Genomic DNA, 14,858 nt, shown 5'->3' with positions numbered 1-14,858 from the left:
GCGGGGCGCCCCCTACCCACACCGGCACCGTCAGACACGCGTCAGACGCCCGTCGTGCGCGGTGTGAGGGTTTATTACGACCGAAATCGCTATGTCGGGTGTGCCGATCCGCTCGGACCCGCTCGACGAACTCGCGATCCCCGACGGAACCACGGTCGAGGAGCACGACCTGGTGACCGAGGGGGACGTGATCGTCGGCGGGCAGAGCACCGTCGAGTTCGGCGTCCGCGGCGACGACGTCATGGCGGGCGAGCGGGTCACCTTCGACGGCCACATCGAGGCCGCAGGCGACTGCCGGCTGGACATGTGGAGCGAAGTCGAGGAAGACGTGCTCGTCGGTGGCGACGCCTATCTCGGCGAGCGAACACGCGTCGGCGGCGAACTCAAGGTCGCCGGCAACGTCGACATCGGCGACGACGTCGACATCGAGCAGAGCTTCGAGGCCAACGGCCACATCAAGATCCGCAACCCGATGCCGACGGTCGTCTTCCTCGTCGTCTACCTCTCGCAGTTGTTGCGTATCGGCGAGGAGGAGGCCGCCGAAGACCTGGCGAGCGAACTCGTCGACGCCGACGACGACGAGGCCCAGCCGGTCGTGATCCCGCGAGGCGCCCGCGTCAGCGACGACGCCTGGCGCGTCTCGACGCCGGCCACCGTCGGCGACGACTGCCGCCTCCACGGGAACGTCCGCGCCGAGTCGTTGGAGGTCGGCGGCGACAACACGATCTTCGGTAGCCTCCGCGCCCGCGGCGACGTGGTCGTCGGTCCGGACACCGAGATCAAAGGCGACGTGACCACCCGCGGCGGGGACGTGTCCGTCGCGAAGGGCGCGACCGTCTGGGGCGACATCTCCGCCGCGGACGTCGAGCTCCACGAACACGCCGTCGTCGAGGGGAAGATCCGCGTCAGCGGCGAACTCACGCAGGTTCGCGACGCGCTCGGCCCCGCTCCCGCAAGGGAGGACGGCGACGGAGCGGTCGAGACGGAGGACGACGCGACCGAGTCGGACAACGCCGGAGCGACCGACGACGAGCCGACGGCTGCCGACGACGAAGCGACCGACGAGGGGGCAGACCCCGAAGACAGCGTCGGCGGTGAGGGGACGGAGGACCCGTCCGCCGTCGAGAGCCGCGAGGCGGTCGAGGCGGATCTAGACGGCGTCGTTCCGATGATGGGGTCCGATACGGGTCACGGCGAGACCGGTCACGACGACGCCGAAGTCGTCCCCGACGCGGACTGACTCGCCGACACACTGCCGACGTCCGATCGACGCCCCCACGAACCCGACGCTACCGAGGAGCACCAGTAGTAGATAAATTTATAACATATTGGCAAAAAAGATATTCTATGAGTTACGTCGAACGGCTCGTACAGAGAGTACCGCTGTTTTTCCTGCTGATGGGACTGGCAGCGTTCGGTATGGGGCGGCGGGCGTCGCGAACGACCGTCGAGTCACAGATTCCCGGCTGGGTCGGCGTCGTGCTCCTGGTCGTCGCGGTCGGTTCTTGGGGGCTGATCAACGTCGTCCTGGATGTCGGTTCGGAGTAGCGATCCCGTGGGGGCTGTCGGTCGAGGGCGAATCACGGAGAGTCGAGGGGGAAGCCCACGGGTCGAGCCGTGAGAGGAATCCGACCGAGGGGCCGTCGAACGGATAGCGGGGACCGAAAGCGGCTTCTCCCGGCCGACGGTACTCGGTCGCATGCTCTCTGTCGCGCTCGCCGGCAAGCCCAACGCCGGCAAGTCGACCTTCTACAAGGCGGCGACGATGGCCGACGTGGACGTGGGCAACTACCCCTTCACGACCATCGACGCCAACCGCGGCGTCACCCACGTCCGCACCGACTGCCCCTGTCTCGACCGCGAGGAGCGCTGCGGGCAGGAGAACTGCCACGACGGCAAGCGGTTCGTTCCCGTCGAACTGCTGGACGTGGCCGGCCTCGTCCCCGGCGCCCACGAGGGCCGCGGCCTGGGCAACCAGTTCCTCGACGAGCTGTCGAACGCCGACGCCATCCTCCACGTCGTCGACGCGTCCGGCGGGACCGACGAGGAGGGCGAACCCGTCGAGGTGGGCGAGCACGACCCCGTCGAGGACCTCCAGTTCATCGAGGAGGAGATGGACCTGTGGCTGGCGAGCATCGTCGACCGCAACTGGGAGGGCGTCGAGCGGGCCTCGCGTTCGCCCGACTTCGACATCGACGAGGAACTGACGGAGCTGTTGACCGGCGTCGGTGCGACCGAGCTGGACGTGGCCCGCACGCTGCGGGATCTGGACTACCCGTCGGACCCGATCCAGTGGACCGACGCCCATCGCGAGGAACTGGCGAGCGAGATCCGGGCACGCACGAAACCGATCGTCGTCGTCGCCAACAAGGCCGACGTGGCGCCGCCGGAGAACGTTCAGGCGCTCAAGGAGCGCAACGAGGCGACAATCCCGACCACCGCGGACGGCGAACTCGCTCTGCGGAAGGCCGCCGAGGCGGGCGTCGTCGACTACGACCCCGGCGACGCCGATTTCGAGATCGTCGGCGACGTGAGCGACCAGCAGGCCCAGGGACTGGAGCAGATCCGCGACGTGATGGCCGACCACGGCGGCACCGGCGTCCAGGGGGCGCTCGACACGGCCGTCTACGACGTGCTCGACCAGATCACGGCCTACCCGGTCCAGGACGAGACCCACTGGACCGACGGGCAGGGGAATACCCTCCCCGACGCGTTCCTCCTCGGTGAGGGCTCGACGCCGAAGGACCTGGCTTACGCCGTCCACTCCGACATCGGCGACGGCTACCTCCACGCCGTCGACGCCCGGAAGAACATGCGGGTCAGCGACGAGGAGGAACTCGACGAGGGCGACGTGATCAAGATCGTCTCGACGGCGAACTGATGGGGCAGCGGTCCGGGTGACTTCTCACCGAGAGAGACGCGCCCAGAGGCGTGCCAACAGTCCCGGATCGGACGACCCGGAACGGCCGTCGCGGGCGGCGAGCGACCACCCGGCGGCGTCGGCCACCTCGGCGGGCGTGCGGTACTCCCAGCCGGTCGCGTCGGCGATCCGACTGTCCTCGGGGGTCGTGCCGACGAAGACGTGCCGCGGCGCGTCGCTGTCCTCGCGGATCCCCTCCATGATCAGCCAGATGTCCCGATCCCCGAGTTCGAAGTCCTGCCGGAGGTCCCGTTCGTCGACGAAGGCGCGAACCGCCTCGGTGTCGTTGGCGACGACGCCGACGGAGCGGCTCCACTCGCGGGCGTCGGCGACCACCACCCCGGGGTCGTCGAAGGCGCGGATGGCGTCGAGTTCGAACGCCAGGGTCATCTCGCCGGACCGTACGCCGTCCGCGGCGATGCTCATACTCTGGGTTCGACGGCCTCGGTGAAAACAACCGCGCCGGTCCGCTCGCCGTCCCACCGGGACCTCAGTCGTCGACGACGACGGTCTCCCAGTCGTGGTCGCCGTGGGCGCCCTCCCGTTCCTTGGCGGCCTGTTCGACGCGGATGAACTCGGCCGTTTCGCGGGCCGCCTCGATCGTGTGGCCGCCGCAGTAGGAGAGACCGGACTTGATGCCGGCGCAGAACTCCGCGGCCACGTCGCCGAGCGGACCCTTGTACTCGGTGAAGCCTTCGACGCCCTCGTCGGCGTCGACCGCCTCGCCGGCGCCTTCCTTGTCCGATCGGTCCTCGGCGGCGGCGGTCGTCGCCATGCCGCGGGATTTCTTGTAGCGCTCGCCGTCGACCTCGACGATCCCGGGTGGCGTCTCCTCCGTGCCGGCGAAGAGACTCCCCATCATCACCGTGTCGGCGCCGGCCATCAGCGCCTTGACGGCGTCGCCCGACGAGCGGATGCCGCCGTCGGCGACGATGGGGATATCGAGGTCGTCGGCCGCGTCGGCGCAGTCGTCGACGGCGGTGAGCTGCGGGACGCCCGCGCCCGCGACCCGGCGGGTCGTGCAGTGCGAGCCGGGACCGATGCCGACCTTCACGCAGTCGGCGCCGGCGGCCGCCAGATCGCGAACGCCCTCGGGCGTCGCGACGTTGCCGACGACCAGGTCGGTGTCGGGGAACTCCGCGCGGAGGCGTTCGACCGTGTCGAGACAGCGGTCGAGGTGGCCGTGGGCCACGTCGACCATCACGCAGTCGACGCCGGCGTCGACGAGGGCGGCCGTGCGGGCGACGGCGTCCTCGGCGATGCCGACGGCGGCGCCGACCTGCTGGTCGGCGTCGACCACGCGTTCGACGGCGGCGGCCTGTTCGTCGACGGTCATGAACCGGTGGATCGTGCCGAACCCGCCGGCACGGCCGATCGCGATCGCCGCGTCGGGGCCCGTCACGGTGTCCATGGGGGCCGACAGTAGGGGGGTGTCGAGTTCGACGTCGTCGGTCAGCCGCGTCGAGAGGTCGACGTCGCTTCGGCTGTCGACGGGCGACCGCTGGGGAACCAGCAGAACGTCGCCGTACGAGAGTCCGGTTCGGAGGTCGTCCATACCGCCACTAAGGTACCGCGTCCGACCCTAAATCGGTGGCGGTCCGCGGAGAGCGTATCCGGTGCCTACTCCGGTCGAGCGCGACCGGTCGAACGAACGCGGTTGGTCGGCCGTCGATCCACTCCGCTCAGCTCAGCGGTCGGAACCACACCGCTGCGACGAGGACGGCGAGGAAGAGGTAGGAGCCGCGGATGAGCAGCATGGTCGCGAGTTCCGGGTCGGCGCGACGAGCGAGTAGCGCGACCGCGCCGAAGACGACCGCGGCCAGTCCGGCGGTGGGCGGGATCGCACGGAGCCCCAGCGCCAGCGCGACGACGGCGACCATCCCCGTCGCCATGAGCGCGTACGCGGCCCGGTAGGCGCCGCGTTCGCCGAGCACGACCGCGACCGTTCGCTTGTCGATCGAGCGGTCGTACTCGAAGTCCTGGGCGTCGTCGATCACTTTGATTCCCGAGAGAAACAGGAGGAAGACGCCGGCGAGCCCGACGACGGCGGGCGTGAGCCGGCCGGCCTGGACGTAGAACCCGCCGAGCAGTCCGAGCGCGATCCCGGTCGGGTAGCCCATCGTGGCGCCGACGGTGTCGGTATCCAGCTGCGGGGCGTGGAAGTATCCCAGCGCCCACGTCGGCGCGGTCAGCGCGGCCGCGCCCGGTCCCGCGAGCGCCCAGACTGCTGCCAGTGCCCCCAGGAACCCCACGGTCGATCCGGCGAGCGCACGCCGGCAGGCCGGCGCCGAGAGGGGATGGCTGTCGTCCTCGCCGCGGACGTGGAAGTCGACGTAGCCGTCCTTGACGTGGGCGGTGTAGACGGCGAAAAAGAGGGCGGCGACGTGTGCCCCCGCGGCTACCGGGTCGACCGATCCGGCGAAGACGCCGCCGAACAGCGACGCCGAAAGCGGCGGCAGCATGAACACTGGGTGCACCTGCGAAAGCAGCGCTCGAACGACCGGCACTTCCTCGCTGGCGTGCGTTGCCTCCGCCATGGGATCCCGTTCGGCCGGGAGCGACAACGTTCTTTCGCAGGATTAGGTCTCGGACCGAAGCGGCAGCGGTGTCGATCACGGACACCAGCATCGGCCGCTCGACACTCCGAAAGCATACGTGGCCCTGGGGCACGTTTCAGACGGACGATGTTCGGGACCCCGTTGCTTCTCGGCCTGGCCGAGTTGGTCTCTGTTCCCCTCATCCTCCGCTTCTGGGCGGGGGTGCTGGGAGGGGAACTCTCTCTGGGGAAGCGGGCGACGACGCGTCCGTTCTCCTCGTCCGGCGGCACTGCGTCGGCGAGCGTTCGGAGCCGCGCTGCTCGCGCCGTTCCCGCTCCGACGTCGACGCGGTGGTGACACGGATCGAACGACGCTCGGGAGCGCACCCGACCGCTCATGTGAGTGCGACCTCATACGACGGTATGGACAGCGACCGCGCGGCGCGGCTCGTCGCCGCCACCTTCGCTCTCGGTGTCCTCGCGCTCTGGGCGACCGTCGCGGGCGTCGTCCCGCCGAGCGCCGGCCTCGCCGCGGTCGTCTGGATCGCGACCGCGCTCGCGGTCGCGGCGGGCCCCACGGACCGAGCCTCGGGCCGTCTCGCGCTCGGGGGCGCCGTCGGCGGAGTCGTGCTGGGGGTCGCGGCCGTCGTCGAACCGCTCGCAGCGGTCCCGCTCCCCGACATCGGCGTCCTGGGGCCGTACACCTACCTCGCGACGGAGGTCGTCTTCGGGTCGTTCGCACTCGGGTTGCTCGTCCGGGCCGGCCGTGGGGCGCTCCGGCGGACAGCAGTGACCGTCGCCGTCGTCTACCCGCTCGCGTACGTCTGGGACTGGTACACGCTCGAAGTCGGCGTGTTCGCCATCCCGCTGCGAACCGGCGTCGAGTTCGTCGGCATCCCCCTGGAGGAACACATCTTCATGGTCGTCGTGCCGGCGCTGGTGCTCGGCGTCCACGAGACGCTACACGGGCGACGGGAATCTACGTAGCGCGTGGAGACGCGACGCAGTGGCCGCTCAGACGAGGTTGTCGTCGTCGAAGACGAACGAGGAGACGTGGGAGGCGAGCCTGCGGGCGTCGTCCTCCGTTTCGGCGTGGAGTTCGCCCGCGACGTGACCGGTCTCGCCGCCGACGCCTTCGGTCTGTGAGTCGGGGTCGACGCGGACGGAGTACGACCGCAGCGAGCGCACGTGTTCGCGGAGCCTCCGGAGGGCTCGCTCGGAGAGCTGGCCGTCGAGGTGCTGGAGGTCGTAGCGGACGACGTAGCCGCGCTCGCCCTCGCGGACGGCGACCACCGGGAGCCCGCGGTCTGCGCAGCGGTCCCACAGCGACCGTCCCTCCGCCTTGGTCTCGTAGGTGGGGACGTTCGACGGCGTCAGTTGGTCCATTGACCGCAGGTACGACCGCGAGACGTTTCTACGTTCCGCACGCGAATGTCGGCCGCGACCGCCTCGGCCAGTCGCTCAGGCCACCGCGTCGTAGGCCTCGCCCATGACCGCCAGCGCCTCCTTCAGCGTCTCGACGTTCACGGCGTAGGAGATGCGGGCGTAGCCCTCGCCGTGGTCGCCGAAGGCCTCGCCGGGGACGACCACGACCCCGCGGTCGATCACCTCGTCGACGAAACCCTCGGGGACCTTCAGCATCGCGTAGAAGGCGCCCTTCGGCGTGGGACAGTCCAGGCCGATGTCGGCGAGGCCGTCCAGCAACACGTCGCGCCGTTCCTCGAAGGCCGCGACCATCTTGTCGACTGGGTCCTGCGGCCCGGTCAGCGCGGCCTCGGCGGCGTGCTGGGCGGCGGCGGTGGCACAGGCCTGGCCGTACTGGTGGACCCGCAGCATCCGCTCGATCCGGCGGTTCGAGCCGGTGACCCAGCCCAGCCGCCAGCCCGTCATCGAGTAGGTCTTCGAGCAGGCGCCAACGACGACGACGTTGTCGCTCTCGGCGAACTCTAGGGGCGAGCGGTGTTCGCCCTCGAAGACGATGTGTTCGTACACCTCGTCGGAGATACAGAGCACGTCGTGCTCGTCGGCGATGCGGGCGAACTCGCGCATATCCTCGGGCGACTGGACCGCACCGGTGGGGTTGGCGGGGCTGTTGACGACGAACGCGGCGGTGTCGTCGGTGATGGCCTCCTCGACGGTCTCGGGGGCCATCGTCAGGTCCTCGCGCAGCGGGACGGGCTTCGGCTCGCCGCCGGCGATGTGGGTAAGCGCGTCGTAGGAGACGAACCCGGGATCGGGGAAGATCACTTCCTCGCCGGGGTCGACGTGGGCCTCCATGGCGATATGCAGCGCCTCGCTGCCGCCGGCGGTGGCGATGACATCGTTCGGATCGACCTCCATCCCGCGGTCCTCGGCGTAGCGGTGTGAGATGGCTTCCCGGAGCGACTCGGTGCCCTTGTTCGAGGTGTACTCGTCGGCCTCGCCGGCGCGGATGGCCTCGATAGCGCCTTCGCGGGCGTGCTCTGGCGTCGGGAAGTCCGGCTGGCCCAGCCCGAGGTTGATCGCGTCCTCGCCGGCGGCCTCGAAGACCTCCCGGATCCCGCTTATCGACACCTGTTCGACGCGTCGAGAGAACTCCGTCATACCTCACTCGCGGGCGCGCTCCCCGATAACTGTTGAGGGTCCGACTCGCACTCTCTCCACGTCCGCCCGCTCGGGCTGATCGACTCGCCGGACCGTGCAGTATCTGCCGCTATCTCGGACGCCGATGCTGCCTGTGGCACGCTTCTTTCGGCGTATCTCCGAGTCTCAGCGGCTCTCGAGGAGGTTCCACTACGGCCGGGCTGACGGCTCTACTTACGGGTATCGGATGCTCGAAGTGGTTCTGTCCGTTACTCCTGTACAATGACTGGCGACGACGCGGGCGTCTCGCGGCGGGCGTATCTGAAAGGCATCGGTGGCACGACACTCCTGGGGAGTACGGGTCTGGCGGGCTGTAGCGGCGTGACGGGGTCGTCGAGTGGTCTCGACGAGCTGCGGGTGGCCTACATGCCTATCTACCCGGACATGCAGTACTTCGTGATGGAGGAGGAGGGCTATTTCGACGAGCTGTCGGTTCCCGTCACCGGCGAGCAGTTCCCCGACGGGCCGAGCATCGTCCAGGCCTCCGCGAAGGGGAACTTCGACGTGATGATGTTCGGGGTCGTCCCCGCGATGATCATCATGGACAAGGGGATCCCTTCGAAGATCACCGCCGCCAACATCGAGAACGCGATGAAAGTCCTCGCGAGCGACGAGTTCGCGGCGCTGTGGGACGAACACGGCAAAGACGCCTTCGCGAAGTTCGAAGAACAGCACGGACGGAAGTTCACCTTCGGCACCTTCCCGCCGGGGTCGGTCCCGGACATCCTGCTGCGCTACTGGATCGACCAGGAACTCGGACTCGACCCCGAGAAAGACGTGAACATCACGGGCCTGGGCGGCGCGTCGGCCGTCCAGCAGGCGCTGCTGGCCGGCGAGGTCGACGGGACGAGCATCATGGAGCCGGTGCCGACGATCGTCGAGCAAGAGGACGCACCGTTTCAGTCCATCGCGTGGGCCGGCGACTTCATGCCCGGCCAGCCGGCGGCGGTGACGCTCATGCACGACCGCCTGCGCGAAGACAACACCGAGATCGCCGTCGAGTTCCTGCGCCAGCACCGGAAGGCGACCGACCTCGCCGTGAACGAGCCGGAGACGGCCGCGGGCCACGCCGCGTCGTTCATCGACTCGCTGGAGGAGTCGACGGCCCAGGCCGCGATGGACTCGAGAGCCAGCGCCTTCGTCAGCGACCCCCACGCGATCGAGGAGCACGCCGTCACGTTCAGCGAGTACGCGAACCGCCTCGGCAAGACCGATCAGAACCTCTCGAAGTCCGCGATGTTCGACTTCGAGGTGTACGACTCCCTATGAGCGTCGAGACGGCGGCCGACGGGGAGACCGAGACCGCCGCGACCGGGGCACGCGCCTCGCTCGCCGAGCGGTTCGACCGCCGTTCGATCCTGCTCGGACTCGTCGGGTCACTGGCCTTTCTCGCGGTCTGGCAGGCCGGCGCGATGGCGATCGGGCGGACCTACCTCCTCCCGTCGCCGGTCGCGGTCGCGGCAGCGTTCGGGGGCGAACTCGCAAAGACCGAAACGGTCACGCTCCCGCTTCTCGGCGAGTTGACCGGGAGCAAACTCGTCGTCAAGCTGTTCCAGAGCCTCGTCCACTACGTCCCGGGCCTCCTGATCGGGACCGTCCTCGGAGTCGCGCTCGGGGTCGCGATGGCCTGGAGCGAGACGCTCGACGACCTGTTCACGCCTGTGACTCGCGTGCTCCGTCCGATCCCGCCGCTGGCGTGGATCGCCTTCGCAATCGTCTGGATCGGTATCGGCCACGGCGGCGCCATCTTCATCGTCGCCATCGGCGCGTTCTGGATCAACTTCTACAACGCCTACAGCGGCGTCGAGGGCGTCCCGCAGGGTCAGCGCGAGGTCGCCGCGTCGCTGGGCGTCCACAGCGACTGGGGGATGATCCGAAAAGTCGTCCTGCCCAGCGCCTCGCCGGAGATCCTAACCGGGATCAGGACCAGCATCGGGCAGTGCTGGATGATCGTCGTCGCCGCCGAACTGTTCGGTGCGCCGGGCGTCGGCTACCAGATCATCAACGCCTCGCAGAACCTCGACACGCAGGTCAGCGTCGTCTACATGCTCGTCATCAGCCTCGTCTTCCTGACGAGCGACGCCCTGTTTCGCCGCGTCGAAGGGAGGGTGTTGGCGTGGCGCGAGTAGACGGCGCCGCCGAGGGCGACCGCCGCGTCACCGTCGACGGCGTGACGAAGGTCTTCGGCACCGAGGACGACGACCCGGTCCGCGCTCTCGACGGGGTCTCCTTCTCCGTCGAGGAGGGGGAGTTCGTCTGTCTCGTCGGCCCCTCGGGCTGCGGGAAGACGACGCTGTTCCGGATCATCGCCGGGCTCGAAGGAGCGACTGACGGCGAGGTCCGCCTCGACGGCGAGCCGGTCACCGGCCCGGCGATGGACCGCGGGATGGTCTTCCAGGAGTACGGCCTGTTCCCCTGGCGCACGGTCCTCGAGAACGTCGCCTTCGGCCTCGAACAGCAGGACACGACCGCCAGCGAACGCCTGGAGCAGTCCCAGGAGATGATCGACCTCGTCGGGCTCGACGGCTTCGAGGACGCCTACCCGAACGCGCTCTCCGGCGGGATGAAACAGCGCGTCGGCATCGCCCGCGCGCTCGCCGTCGACCCCGCCTTGCTCCTGATGGACGAACCGTTCGGTAGCGTCGACGCCCAGACCCGCACCATGCTCCACGACGAACTGCTCGATATCTGGGCCGAGACCGAAAAGACCGTGTTGTTCGTCACCCACGACGTGGAGGAAGCCGTCACGCTCGCCGACCGCGTCGTCGTCCTCTCCAGTGGCCCAGGTACCGTCGCCGAGGTAGTCGACGTGGACCTCGACCGGCCGCGCAGCCGGACCGACGCCGCATTCGGCGAGTACCAGGAACGGATCCTCGGGCTCATCCACGAGAACTGACTCTCCTCTAGACATAAATAAACCAATAATTACGAGTCGGGTCGCGGTATCAGCCGGCGCTGGAACCGATTATACCGACGATATCGGTCACTTCGAGGGATCACCACACTTACCCGTGGTCTGACGAAACGTCGGAGTATGCACACACGGCAGCTGCTCGCGGCACTGGCGGTCGTCCTCGTGACGGCGACGGCGGGCTGTGGGTTCATCACCGGGCAGAGCGCGCTGGCGTTCGGCGCGTCGCCGGCGACGGCGAGCGACGATGCCATCTCGGAGACGGGCTACGAGGAGCTCGCCGTCGAGAACTCGACGGTCACGCGCAACTTCAGCGCCGCCGGCCAGACCCGACAGGTCGAAGTGACCAACCAGCAAGCCAGATACGAGCGCGCCGTGGACCTCGGCCCGCTGGGCTCCCAGCGAGCGGCGGTGTTCGTCACCTTCGCCAGCCCGGAAGTGGACGTCGTCGGCCAGACGTTCAATCCCATCGCTGACATGTCTACCCAGGAAGTCCTCGCACAGTTCGAGTCTCAGTACGAGGGGCTGCGCGTCGGCGATCGCGTCCAGAACCGGAGCGTGCAGACGCTAGGCAGCCAGCGCACCCTCCAGCAGTTCGAGGGAACGGCGGCGCTCTCGGGCACAGAGGTCGACGTGTACGTCCACGCCACGAAGTTCCAGCACGAAGGCGACTACGTCGTCGCCGTCGGGGTCCACCCGCAACGGCTCGACGGCGAGACCGAGAACGTCGTCGCGCTCACCGAGGGCCTCGAACACGACGGCGAGGACTGACCGACTGCGGCCGCTCGTTCTGCGCAGTTCGGATTCGCCGCTCGGTCGCGACGCAGCCCGCTCATCGACGGGACCGCCGGAGCGCGTCGACGAGTACGGCCCACGCCAGCGCCGACAGGCCCACGTCGCGGACGAACACGTCGACGAAGAAGCCCCCCTCGACGACCGCAGCGACGGCGAGGTAGGCGGTCGTCCCCGACAACGAGACGGCGGCGACGCCGGCTGCGACCGCGGTCGCCCGGTCGGCGACGATCGCCGCACCGAACCCCACCTCGAGGACGCCGTTGATCAGCATGAACGCGACCGGCGAGACGACCAGCCACGGTGCCAGCCAGTCGGTGACGTACGTCGCCCAGACGCCCGGCGCGAACAGCTTGTGGACGCCGGCGAGCAACACCATCGCACCGAGCCCGACCCGGGCGACCGACAGCGGCGCTGGCGTGCGGTCGACGAGTCGGTCGACCGTTTCGGCGTCGACGAGGCGCCTGCGGATGTCCATCGACCCGTGGTTAGGGAGTCGCGCTCAAAACGACACCGGGTCCGGCGAGAGGGTCAGAACGCCTCGACGTGGGGCCGTAGATCCAGCTCCAGCGTCCACGCCGAGCGGTCCTGTTCGACGAGGTGCCAGTAGTTCTCGGCGATCTCGTCGGGGTCGAGGTACGACTCCGCGTCGCGGTCGGTGTCGCCCTCGCTCGCCCCGGGTGGCAGGATCTGCCCGTCGATCACGACGTGGGCGACGTGGACGCCCTCGGGCCCGAGTTCCCGCGCCATGCTCTCGGCCATCCCACGGGCGGCGAACTTCGCCGCGGAGAAACCGATCGCGCCGTCGCGCCCCCGGAGCGCCGACGTGGCACCCGTGAAGACGATGGTCCCACCGTCGCCGTCGACCATGTCTTCGGCCGCCTCCTGCGAGGCGACGAACGCCCCGCGGCCGTTGACCGCCCACGCCCGGTCGACGTCCTCGACCGACGCGTCGAGCAGTCCCGACCACGAGCCCGCGCTGGCGTGGTTGACCAGCACGTCGACGGGCCCGAGTTCCGCACGGACCGTCTCGAACGCCGCCCGGATCTCGTGGGGTTCTGCGAGGTCGGTCGGGACGGCGAGTCCCCCTGGACCGGGCAGGTCATCGGCGAGACCGTCGATATACTCCCCAGACCGCGCCAACAGCGCGACTCGACAGCCTTCGGCGGCGAACTTGCGCGCGAGCGATTCACCGAGGCCGGGACCGACACCGGCGATCACCGCTGTCAGTGTCATGGTCGAACCGACAGCCGTCGGCGACAAAGAGATTCCGCCGGCGGTGAACCGCTACCGCGACACCACCACGCTACCGCGACAGCAACGCCATCACTGCCCCGCCGCCGCCGACGCTCACTCGCGACGACGCCGGCGGTCGAACCGCTACCGCGACAGCAACGCCATCACTGCCCCGCCGCCGCCGACGCTCACTCGCGACGACGCCGGCGGTCGAACCGCTACCGCGACAGCAACGCCATCACTGCCCCGCCGCCGCCGACGCTCACTCGCGACGACGCCGGCGGTCGAACCGCTACCTCGACAGCAACGCCATCACTGCCCCGCCGCCGCCGACGCTCATCCCCACCACCCCGTAGTCGTGGTCCTCCCGGACCATCGCGTGGGCGATCGTCGTCGTCAGGATCCCGCCGCTGGCGCCGATGGGGTGGCCCAGCGCCACCGCACCGCCGAGCGGGTTCAGCCGCTCCTCCGGGATCCCCAACCTATCGCGCACGTAGACCGTCTGGGCGGCGAAGGCCTCGTTGACCTCGTAGTGGTCCACGTCGTCGACGGCCAGGTCGTTCCGCCCCAGCAGCTTCTCGATGGCGTCGCCCACGGCCTGCGAGAACTCCGCGGGGTCGCGGTAGGCGACCGCGTAGTCCTCGACGTGGACCATCGGACCCAGACCGTGCTCGCGGGCCGCCTCCGCACTCGCGAGGACGACACCGCCGGCCCCGTCGGCGAGCTTCGAGGCGTTGCCCGGCGTGATGGTACCGCCCTCCCGAAAGGCCGCCGGGAGCTGGGCCAGCCGGTCCAACGACGTGTCGGCTCGAGGCCCCTCGTCGGTCGTGACGAGACGGTCACCGACCTCGACTGGGACGACCTCCTCGTCGAAGCGGCCCTCCGCGACCGAATCGGCGGCGTGACGGTTGCTCCGCTGGGCGTAGCGGTCCTGCTCCTCCCGGCCGATATCGTGCGCTTCGGCCAGTCGCTCGGTGAGCTCGCCCATGTGGGCGTCGTAACCCACGTCCCACAGCGCGTCGTAGATCATCGAGTCGACGAGTTCGGTGTCGCCGTGCCGGCGCCCCTCACGAAGCTCTCTGAGGAGGTACGGAGCGTTCGACATCGACTCCATGCCGCCACCGACGGCGATGTCGGCCCGACCGGCAGCGATGCGATCCACCGCCAGCGTGATCGCCCGTAACCCCGACCCCGACGCCTCGTTGACGGTCGTCGCCGGCGTCTCCTCGGGAAGTTCCGCTCGGGTGACCGCCTGCCGCGCGGGCACCTGCCCGACGCCCGCCTGGACGGCGTTGCCGAGGCCGACCCAGTCCAGATCCTCGGGTTCGACGCCCGAGCGGTCGATCAGGTCCTCTAGCACCGTCGCGCCCAACTCCGGCGCGCGCACGTCCGAGAGCGAGCCGAGCATCGCGCCGTGAGCGGTCCGCGAACCGTCGACTATCACTACGTCTGTCATGTGCGAATCGTTCGCGTGGCTCCGTTATCGGTGTTGCCCCCGCAAGTCCTCGAACACCGTGGAGGCGCACCGGGTCACCGATGGCAGGAACTAAGTGTGGGTACGAGAGACGTATTCGCTCGTTGCCACCCAGCGTGGCCGTGTGAACATGAGTGACTGGAGCGACCTACAGGAGGACATCATCTCGGAGCATCGACGGGACAGTTCGCAGTCCGACGCCGAAATCGCCGCCGAGCTCGGCTGTTCGGCGAGTTACGTCAACCAGACCCGGAACGAGTACGACGAGGCGGAGGAGAGCAGCGGCGGCGGACTGCTGATGCTCGCCATCGTCGTCGTTCTGGTCCTGTTCTTCATCGCACAGAACGGCGGAACCTAAGCCGAACGG

Annotated in this window: 17 protein-coding genes; 9 read left to right on the top strand and 8 right to left on the bottom strand. The window is 69.1% G+C overall.

The features are described from left to right. Nucleotides 1–100: 100 nt before the first annotated feature. The 3 genes from I7X12_RS16835 to I7X12_RS16825 all read left to right on the top strand — a co-directional run bounded on the left by I7X12_RS16835 (nucleotide 101) and on the right by I7X12_RS16825 (nucleotide 2,881). Nucleotides 101–1,240: a polymer-forming cytoskeletal protein gene (locus I7X12_RS16835; protein WP_198061192.1), complete on the top strand. Its 1,140-nt coding sequence runs from the start codon at nucleotides 101–103 to the stop codon at nucleotides 1,238–1,240. A gap of 107 nt (nucleotides 1,241–1,347) precedes the next feature. Next, a complete protein-coding gene (locus I7X12_RS16830) occupies nucleotides 1,348–1,548 on the top strand; it encodes a hypothetical protein (protein ID WP_198061191.1) in 201 nt (66 codons plus the stop codon). A gap of 151 nt (nucleotides 1,549–1,699) precedes the next feature. Further along, on the top strand, nucleotides 1,700–2,881 hold the full coding sequence (locus I7X12_RS16825) for a redox-regulated ATPase YchF (protein WP_198061190.1): 1,182 nt from the start codon (nucleotides 1,700–1,702) through the stop codon (nucleotides 2,879–2,881). 24 nt (nucleotides 2,882–2,905) lie between these two features. On the opposite strand, the gene I7X12_RS16820 is transcribed toward I7X12_RS16825, so the two are convergent. From I7X12_RS16820 to I7X12_RS16810, 3 genes are all read right to left on the bottom strand, one after another. Further along, the gene (locus I7X12_RS16820) at nucleotides 2,906–3,346 is read right to left on the bottom strand and encodes a DUF7124 domain-containing protein (protein WP_198061189.1); all 441 of its coding nucleotides are present in this window, start codon (nucleotides 3,344–3,346) and stop codon (nucleotides 2,906–2,908) included. A 64-nt stretch (nucleotides 3,347–3,410) separates the two neighbouring features. Then, nucleotides 3,411–4,475, bottom strand: a complete 1,065-nt coding sequence (locus I7X12_RS16815) for a guanosine monophosphate reductase (protein WP_198061188.1) — start codon at nucleotides 4,473–4,475, stop codon at nucleotides 3,411–3,413. Between the two features lie 127 nt (nucleotides 4,476–4,602). Continuing rightward, nucleotides 4,603–5,457: a UbiA family prenyltransferase gene (locus I7X12_RS16810; RefSeq protein ID WP_198061187.1), complete on the bottom strand. Its 855-nt coding sequence runs from the start codon at nucleotides 5,455–5,457 to the stop codon at nucleotides 4,603–4,605. A 422-nt stretch (nucleotides 5,458–5,879) separates the two neighbouring features. Between I7X12_RS16810 and I7X12_RS20925 the strand changes: the two genes are divergently transcribed. Beyond that, a complete protein-coding gene (locus I7X12_RS20925) occupies nucleotides 5,880–6,443 on the top strand; it encodes a lycopene cyclase domain-containing protein (protein WP_198061186.1) in 564 nt (187 codons plus the stop codon). A 27-nt stretch (nucleotides 6,444–6,470) separates the two neighbouring features. On the opposite strand, the gene I7X12_RS16800 is transcribed toward I7X12_RS20925, so the two are convergent. Both I7X12_RS16800 and I7X12_RS16795 read right to left on the bottom strand, forming a co-directional pair. Then, nucleotides 6,471–6,842: a hypothetical protein gene (locus I7X12_RS16800; protein ID WP_198061185.1), complete on the bottom strand. Its 372-nt coding sequence runs from the start codon at nucleotides 6,840–6,842 to the stop codon at nucleotides 6,471–6,473. Nucleotides 6,843–6,917: 75 nt separating this feature from the next. Then, the gene (locus tag I7X12_RS16795) at nucleotides 6,918–8,039 is read right to left on the bottom strand and encodes a pyridoxal phosphate-dependent aminotransferase (protein ID WP_198061184.1); all 1,122 of its coding nucleotides are present in this window, start codon (nucleotides 8,037–8,039) and stop codon (nucleotides 6,918–6,920) included. 405 nt (nucleotides 8,040–8,444) lie between these two features. Between I7X12_RS16795 and I7X12_RS16790 the strand changes: the two genes are divergently transcribed. The 4 genes from I7X12_RS16790 to I7X12_RS16775 all read left to right on the top strand — a co-directional run bounded on the left by I7X12_RS16790 (nucleotide 8,445) and on the right by I7X12_RS16775 (nucleotide 11,760). Beyond that, on the top strand, nucleotides 8,445–9,347 hold the full coding sequence (locus tag I7X12_RS16790; RefSeq protein WP_394355632.1) for an ABC transporter substrate-binding protein: 903 nt from the start codon (nucleotides 8,445–8,447) through the stop codon (nucleotides 9,345–9,347). Further along, entirely contained in the window at nucleotides 9,344–10,207 is an 864-nt protein-coding gene (locus tag I7X12_RS16785; RefSeq protein ID WP_198061182.1) for an ABC transporter permease, read from the top strand. The genes I7X12_RS16790 and I7X12_RS16785 overlap by 4 nt, the downstream gene beginning before the upstream one ends. Then, nucleotides 10,195–10,974 (top strand): ABC transporter ATP-binding protein, encoded by a 780-nt coding sequence (locus tag I7X12_RS16780; RefSeq protein WP_198061181.1) that lies wholly within the window; start codon nucleotides 10,195–10,197, stop codon nucleotides 10,972–10,974. The genes I7X12_RS16785 and I7X12_RS16780 overlap by 13 nt, the downstream gene beginning before the upstream one ends. 138 nt (nucleotides 10,975–11,112) lie before the next feature. After that, nucleotides 11,113–11,760 carry a DUF6517 family protein gene (locus I7X12_RS16775; RefSeq protein WP_198061180.1) on the top strand — a complete coding sequence of 216 codons (648 nt, stop codon included), beginning with the start codon at nucleotides 11,113–11,115 and terminating at the stop codon, nucleotides 11,758–11,760. A gap of 61 nt (nucleotides 11,761–11,821) precedes the next feature. Here the strand turns inward: I7X12_RS16775 and I7X12_RS16770 are convergent, their stop codons facing one another. The 3 genes from I7X12_RS16770 to I7X12_RS16760 all read right to left on the bottom strand — a co-directional run bounded on the left by I7X12_RS16770 (nucleotide 11,822) and on the right by I7X12_RS16760 (nucleotide 14,473). Further along, entirely contained in the window at nucleotides 11,822–12,259 is a 438-nt protein-coding gene (locus tag I7X12_RS16770; RefSeq protein ID WP_198061179.1) for a DoxX family membrane protein, read from the bottom strand. A 53-nt stretch (nucleotides 12,260–12,312) separates the two neighbouring features. Continuing rightward, nucleotides 12,313–13,017, bottom strand: coding sequence for an SDR family NAD(P)-dependent oxidoreductase (locus I7X12_RS16765; RefSeq protein WP_198061178.1), 705 nt, complete (start codon nucleotides 13,015–13,017; stop codon nucleotides 12,313–12,315). Nucleotides 13,018–13,309: 292 nt separating this feature from the next. Next, entirely contained in the window at nucleotides 13,310–14,473 is a 1,164-nt protein-coding gene (locus tag I7X12_RS16760) for a thiolase family protein (protein ID WP_198061177.1), read from the bottom strand. A 148-nt stretch (nucleotides 14,474–14,621) separates the two neighbouring features. Here I7X12_RS16760 and I7X12_RS16755 point away from each other — a divergent pair, with 148 nt between their 5' ends. Next, a complete protein-coding gene (locus tag I7X12_RS16755) occupies nucleotides 14,622–14,849 on the top strand; it encodes a hypothetical protein (RefSeq protein WP_198061176.1) in 228 nt (75 codons plus the stop codon). Nucleotides 14,850–14,858: the final 9 nt, after the last annotated feature.

Origin of the sequence: Halosimplex litoreum, from assembly GCF_016065055.1 — an archaeon.
GTDB lineage: Archaea > Halobacteriota > Halobacteria > Halobacteriales > Haloarculaceae > Halosimplex > Halosimplex litoreum.
The sequence above is the reverse complement of the archived record's forward strand: the minus strand, read 5'-3'. Positions and strand labels throughout refer to the sequence as shown.

Excerpts from the sequence above, each read along its gene's own strand:
- I7X12_RS16830 (WP_198061191.1), top strand. The coding sequence starts at position 1,348 with ATGAGTTACGTCGAACGGCTCGTACAGAGAGTACCGCTGTTTTTCCTG.
- I7X12_RS16825 (WP_198061190.1), top strand. The coding sequence starts at position 1,700 with ATGCTCTCTGTCGCGCTCGCCGGCAAGCCCAACGCCGGCAAGTCGACC.
- I7X12_RS16820 (WP_198061189.1), bottom strand. The coding sequence starts at position 3,346 with ATGAGCATCGCCGCGGACGGCGTACGGTCCGGCGAGATGACCCTGGCG.
- I7X12_RS16815 (WP_198061188.1), bottom strand. The coding sequence starts at position 4,475 with ATGGACGACCTCCGAACCGGACTCTCGTACGGCGACGTTCTGCTGGTT.
- I7X12_RS16810 (WP_198061187.1), bottom strand. The coding sequence starts at position 5,457 with ATGGCGGAGGCAACGCACGCCAGCGAGGAAGTGCCGGTCGTTCGAGCG.
- I7X12_RS20925 (WP_198061186.1), top strand. The coding sequence starts at position 5,880 with ATGGACAGCGACCGCGCGGCGCGGCTCGTCGCCGCCACCTTCGCTCTC.
- I7X12_RS16800 (WP_198061185.1), bottom strand. The coding sequence starts at position 6,842 with ATGGACCAACTGACGCCGTCGAACGTCCCCACCTACGAGACCAAGGCG.
- I7X12_RS16795 (WP_198061184.1), bottom strand. The coding sequence starts at position 8,039 with ATGACGGAGTTCTCTCGACGCGTCGAACAGGTGTCGATAAGCGGGATC.
- I7X12_RS16790 (WP_394355632.1), top strand. The coding sequence starts at position 8,445 with ATGCCTATCTACCCGGACATGCAGTACTTCGTGATGGAGGAGGAGGGC.
- I7X12_RS16785 (WP_198061182.1), top strand. The coding sequence starts at position 9,344 with ATGAGCGTCGAGACGGCGGCCGACGGGGAGACCGAGACCGCCGCGACC.
- I7X12_RS16775 (WP_198061180.1), top strand. The coding sequence starts at position 11,113 with ATGCACACACGGCAGCTGCTCGCGGCACTGGCGGTCGTCCTCGTGACG.
- I7X12_RS16770 (WP_198061179.1), bottom strand. The coding sequence starts at position 12,259 with ATGGACATCCGCAGGCGCCTCGTCGACGCCGAAACGGTCGACCGACTC.
- I7X12_RS16765 (WP_198061178.1), bottom strand. The coding sequence starts at position 13,017 with ATGACACTGACAGCGGTGATCGCCGGTGTCGGTCCCGGCCTCGGTGAA.
- I7X12_RS16760 (WP_198061177.1), bottom strand. The coding sequence starts at position 14,473 with ATGACAGACGTAGTGATAGTCGACGGTTCGCGGACCGCTCACGGCGCG.
- I7X12_RS16755 (WP_198061176.1), top strand. The coding sequence starts at position 14,622 with ATGAGTGACTGGAGCGACCTACAGGAGGACATCATCTCGGAGCATCGA.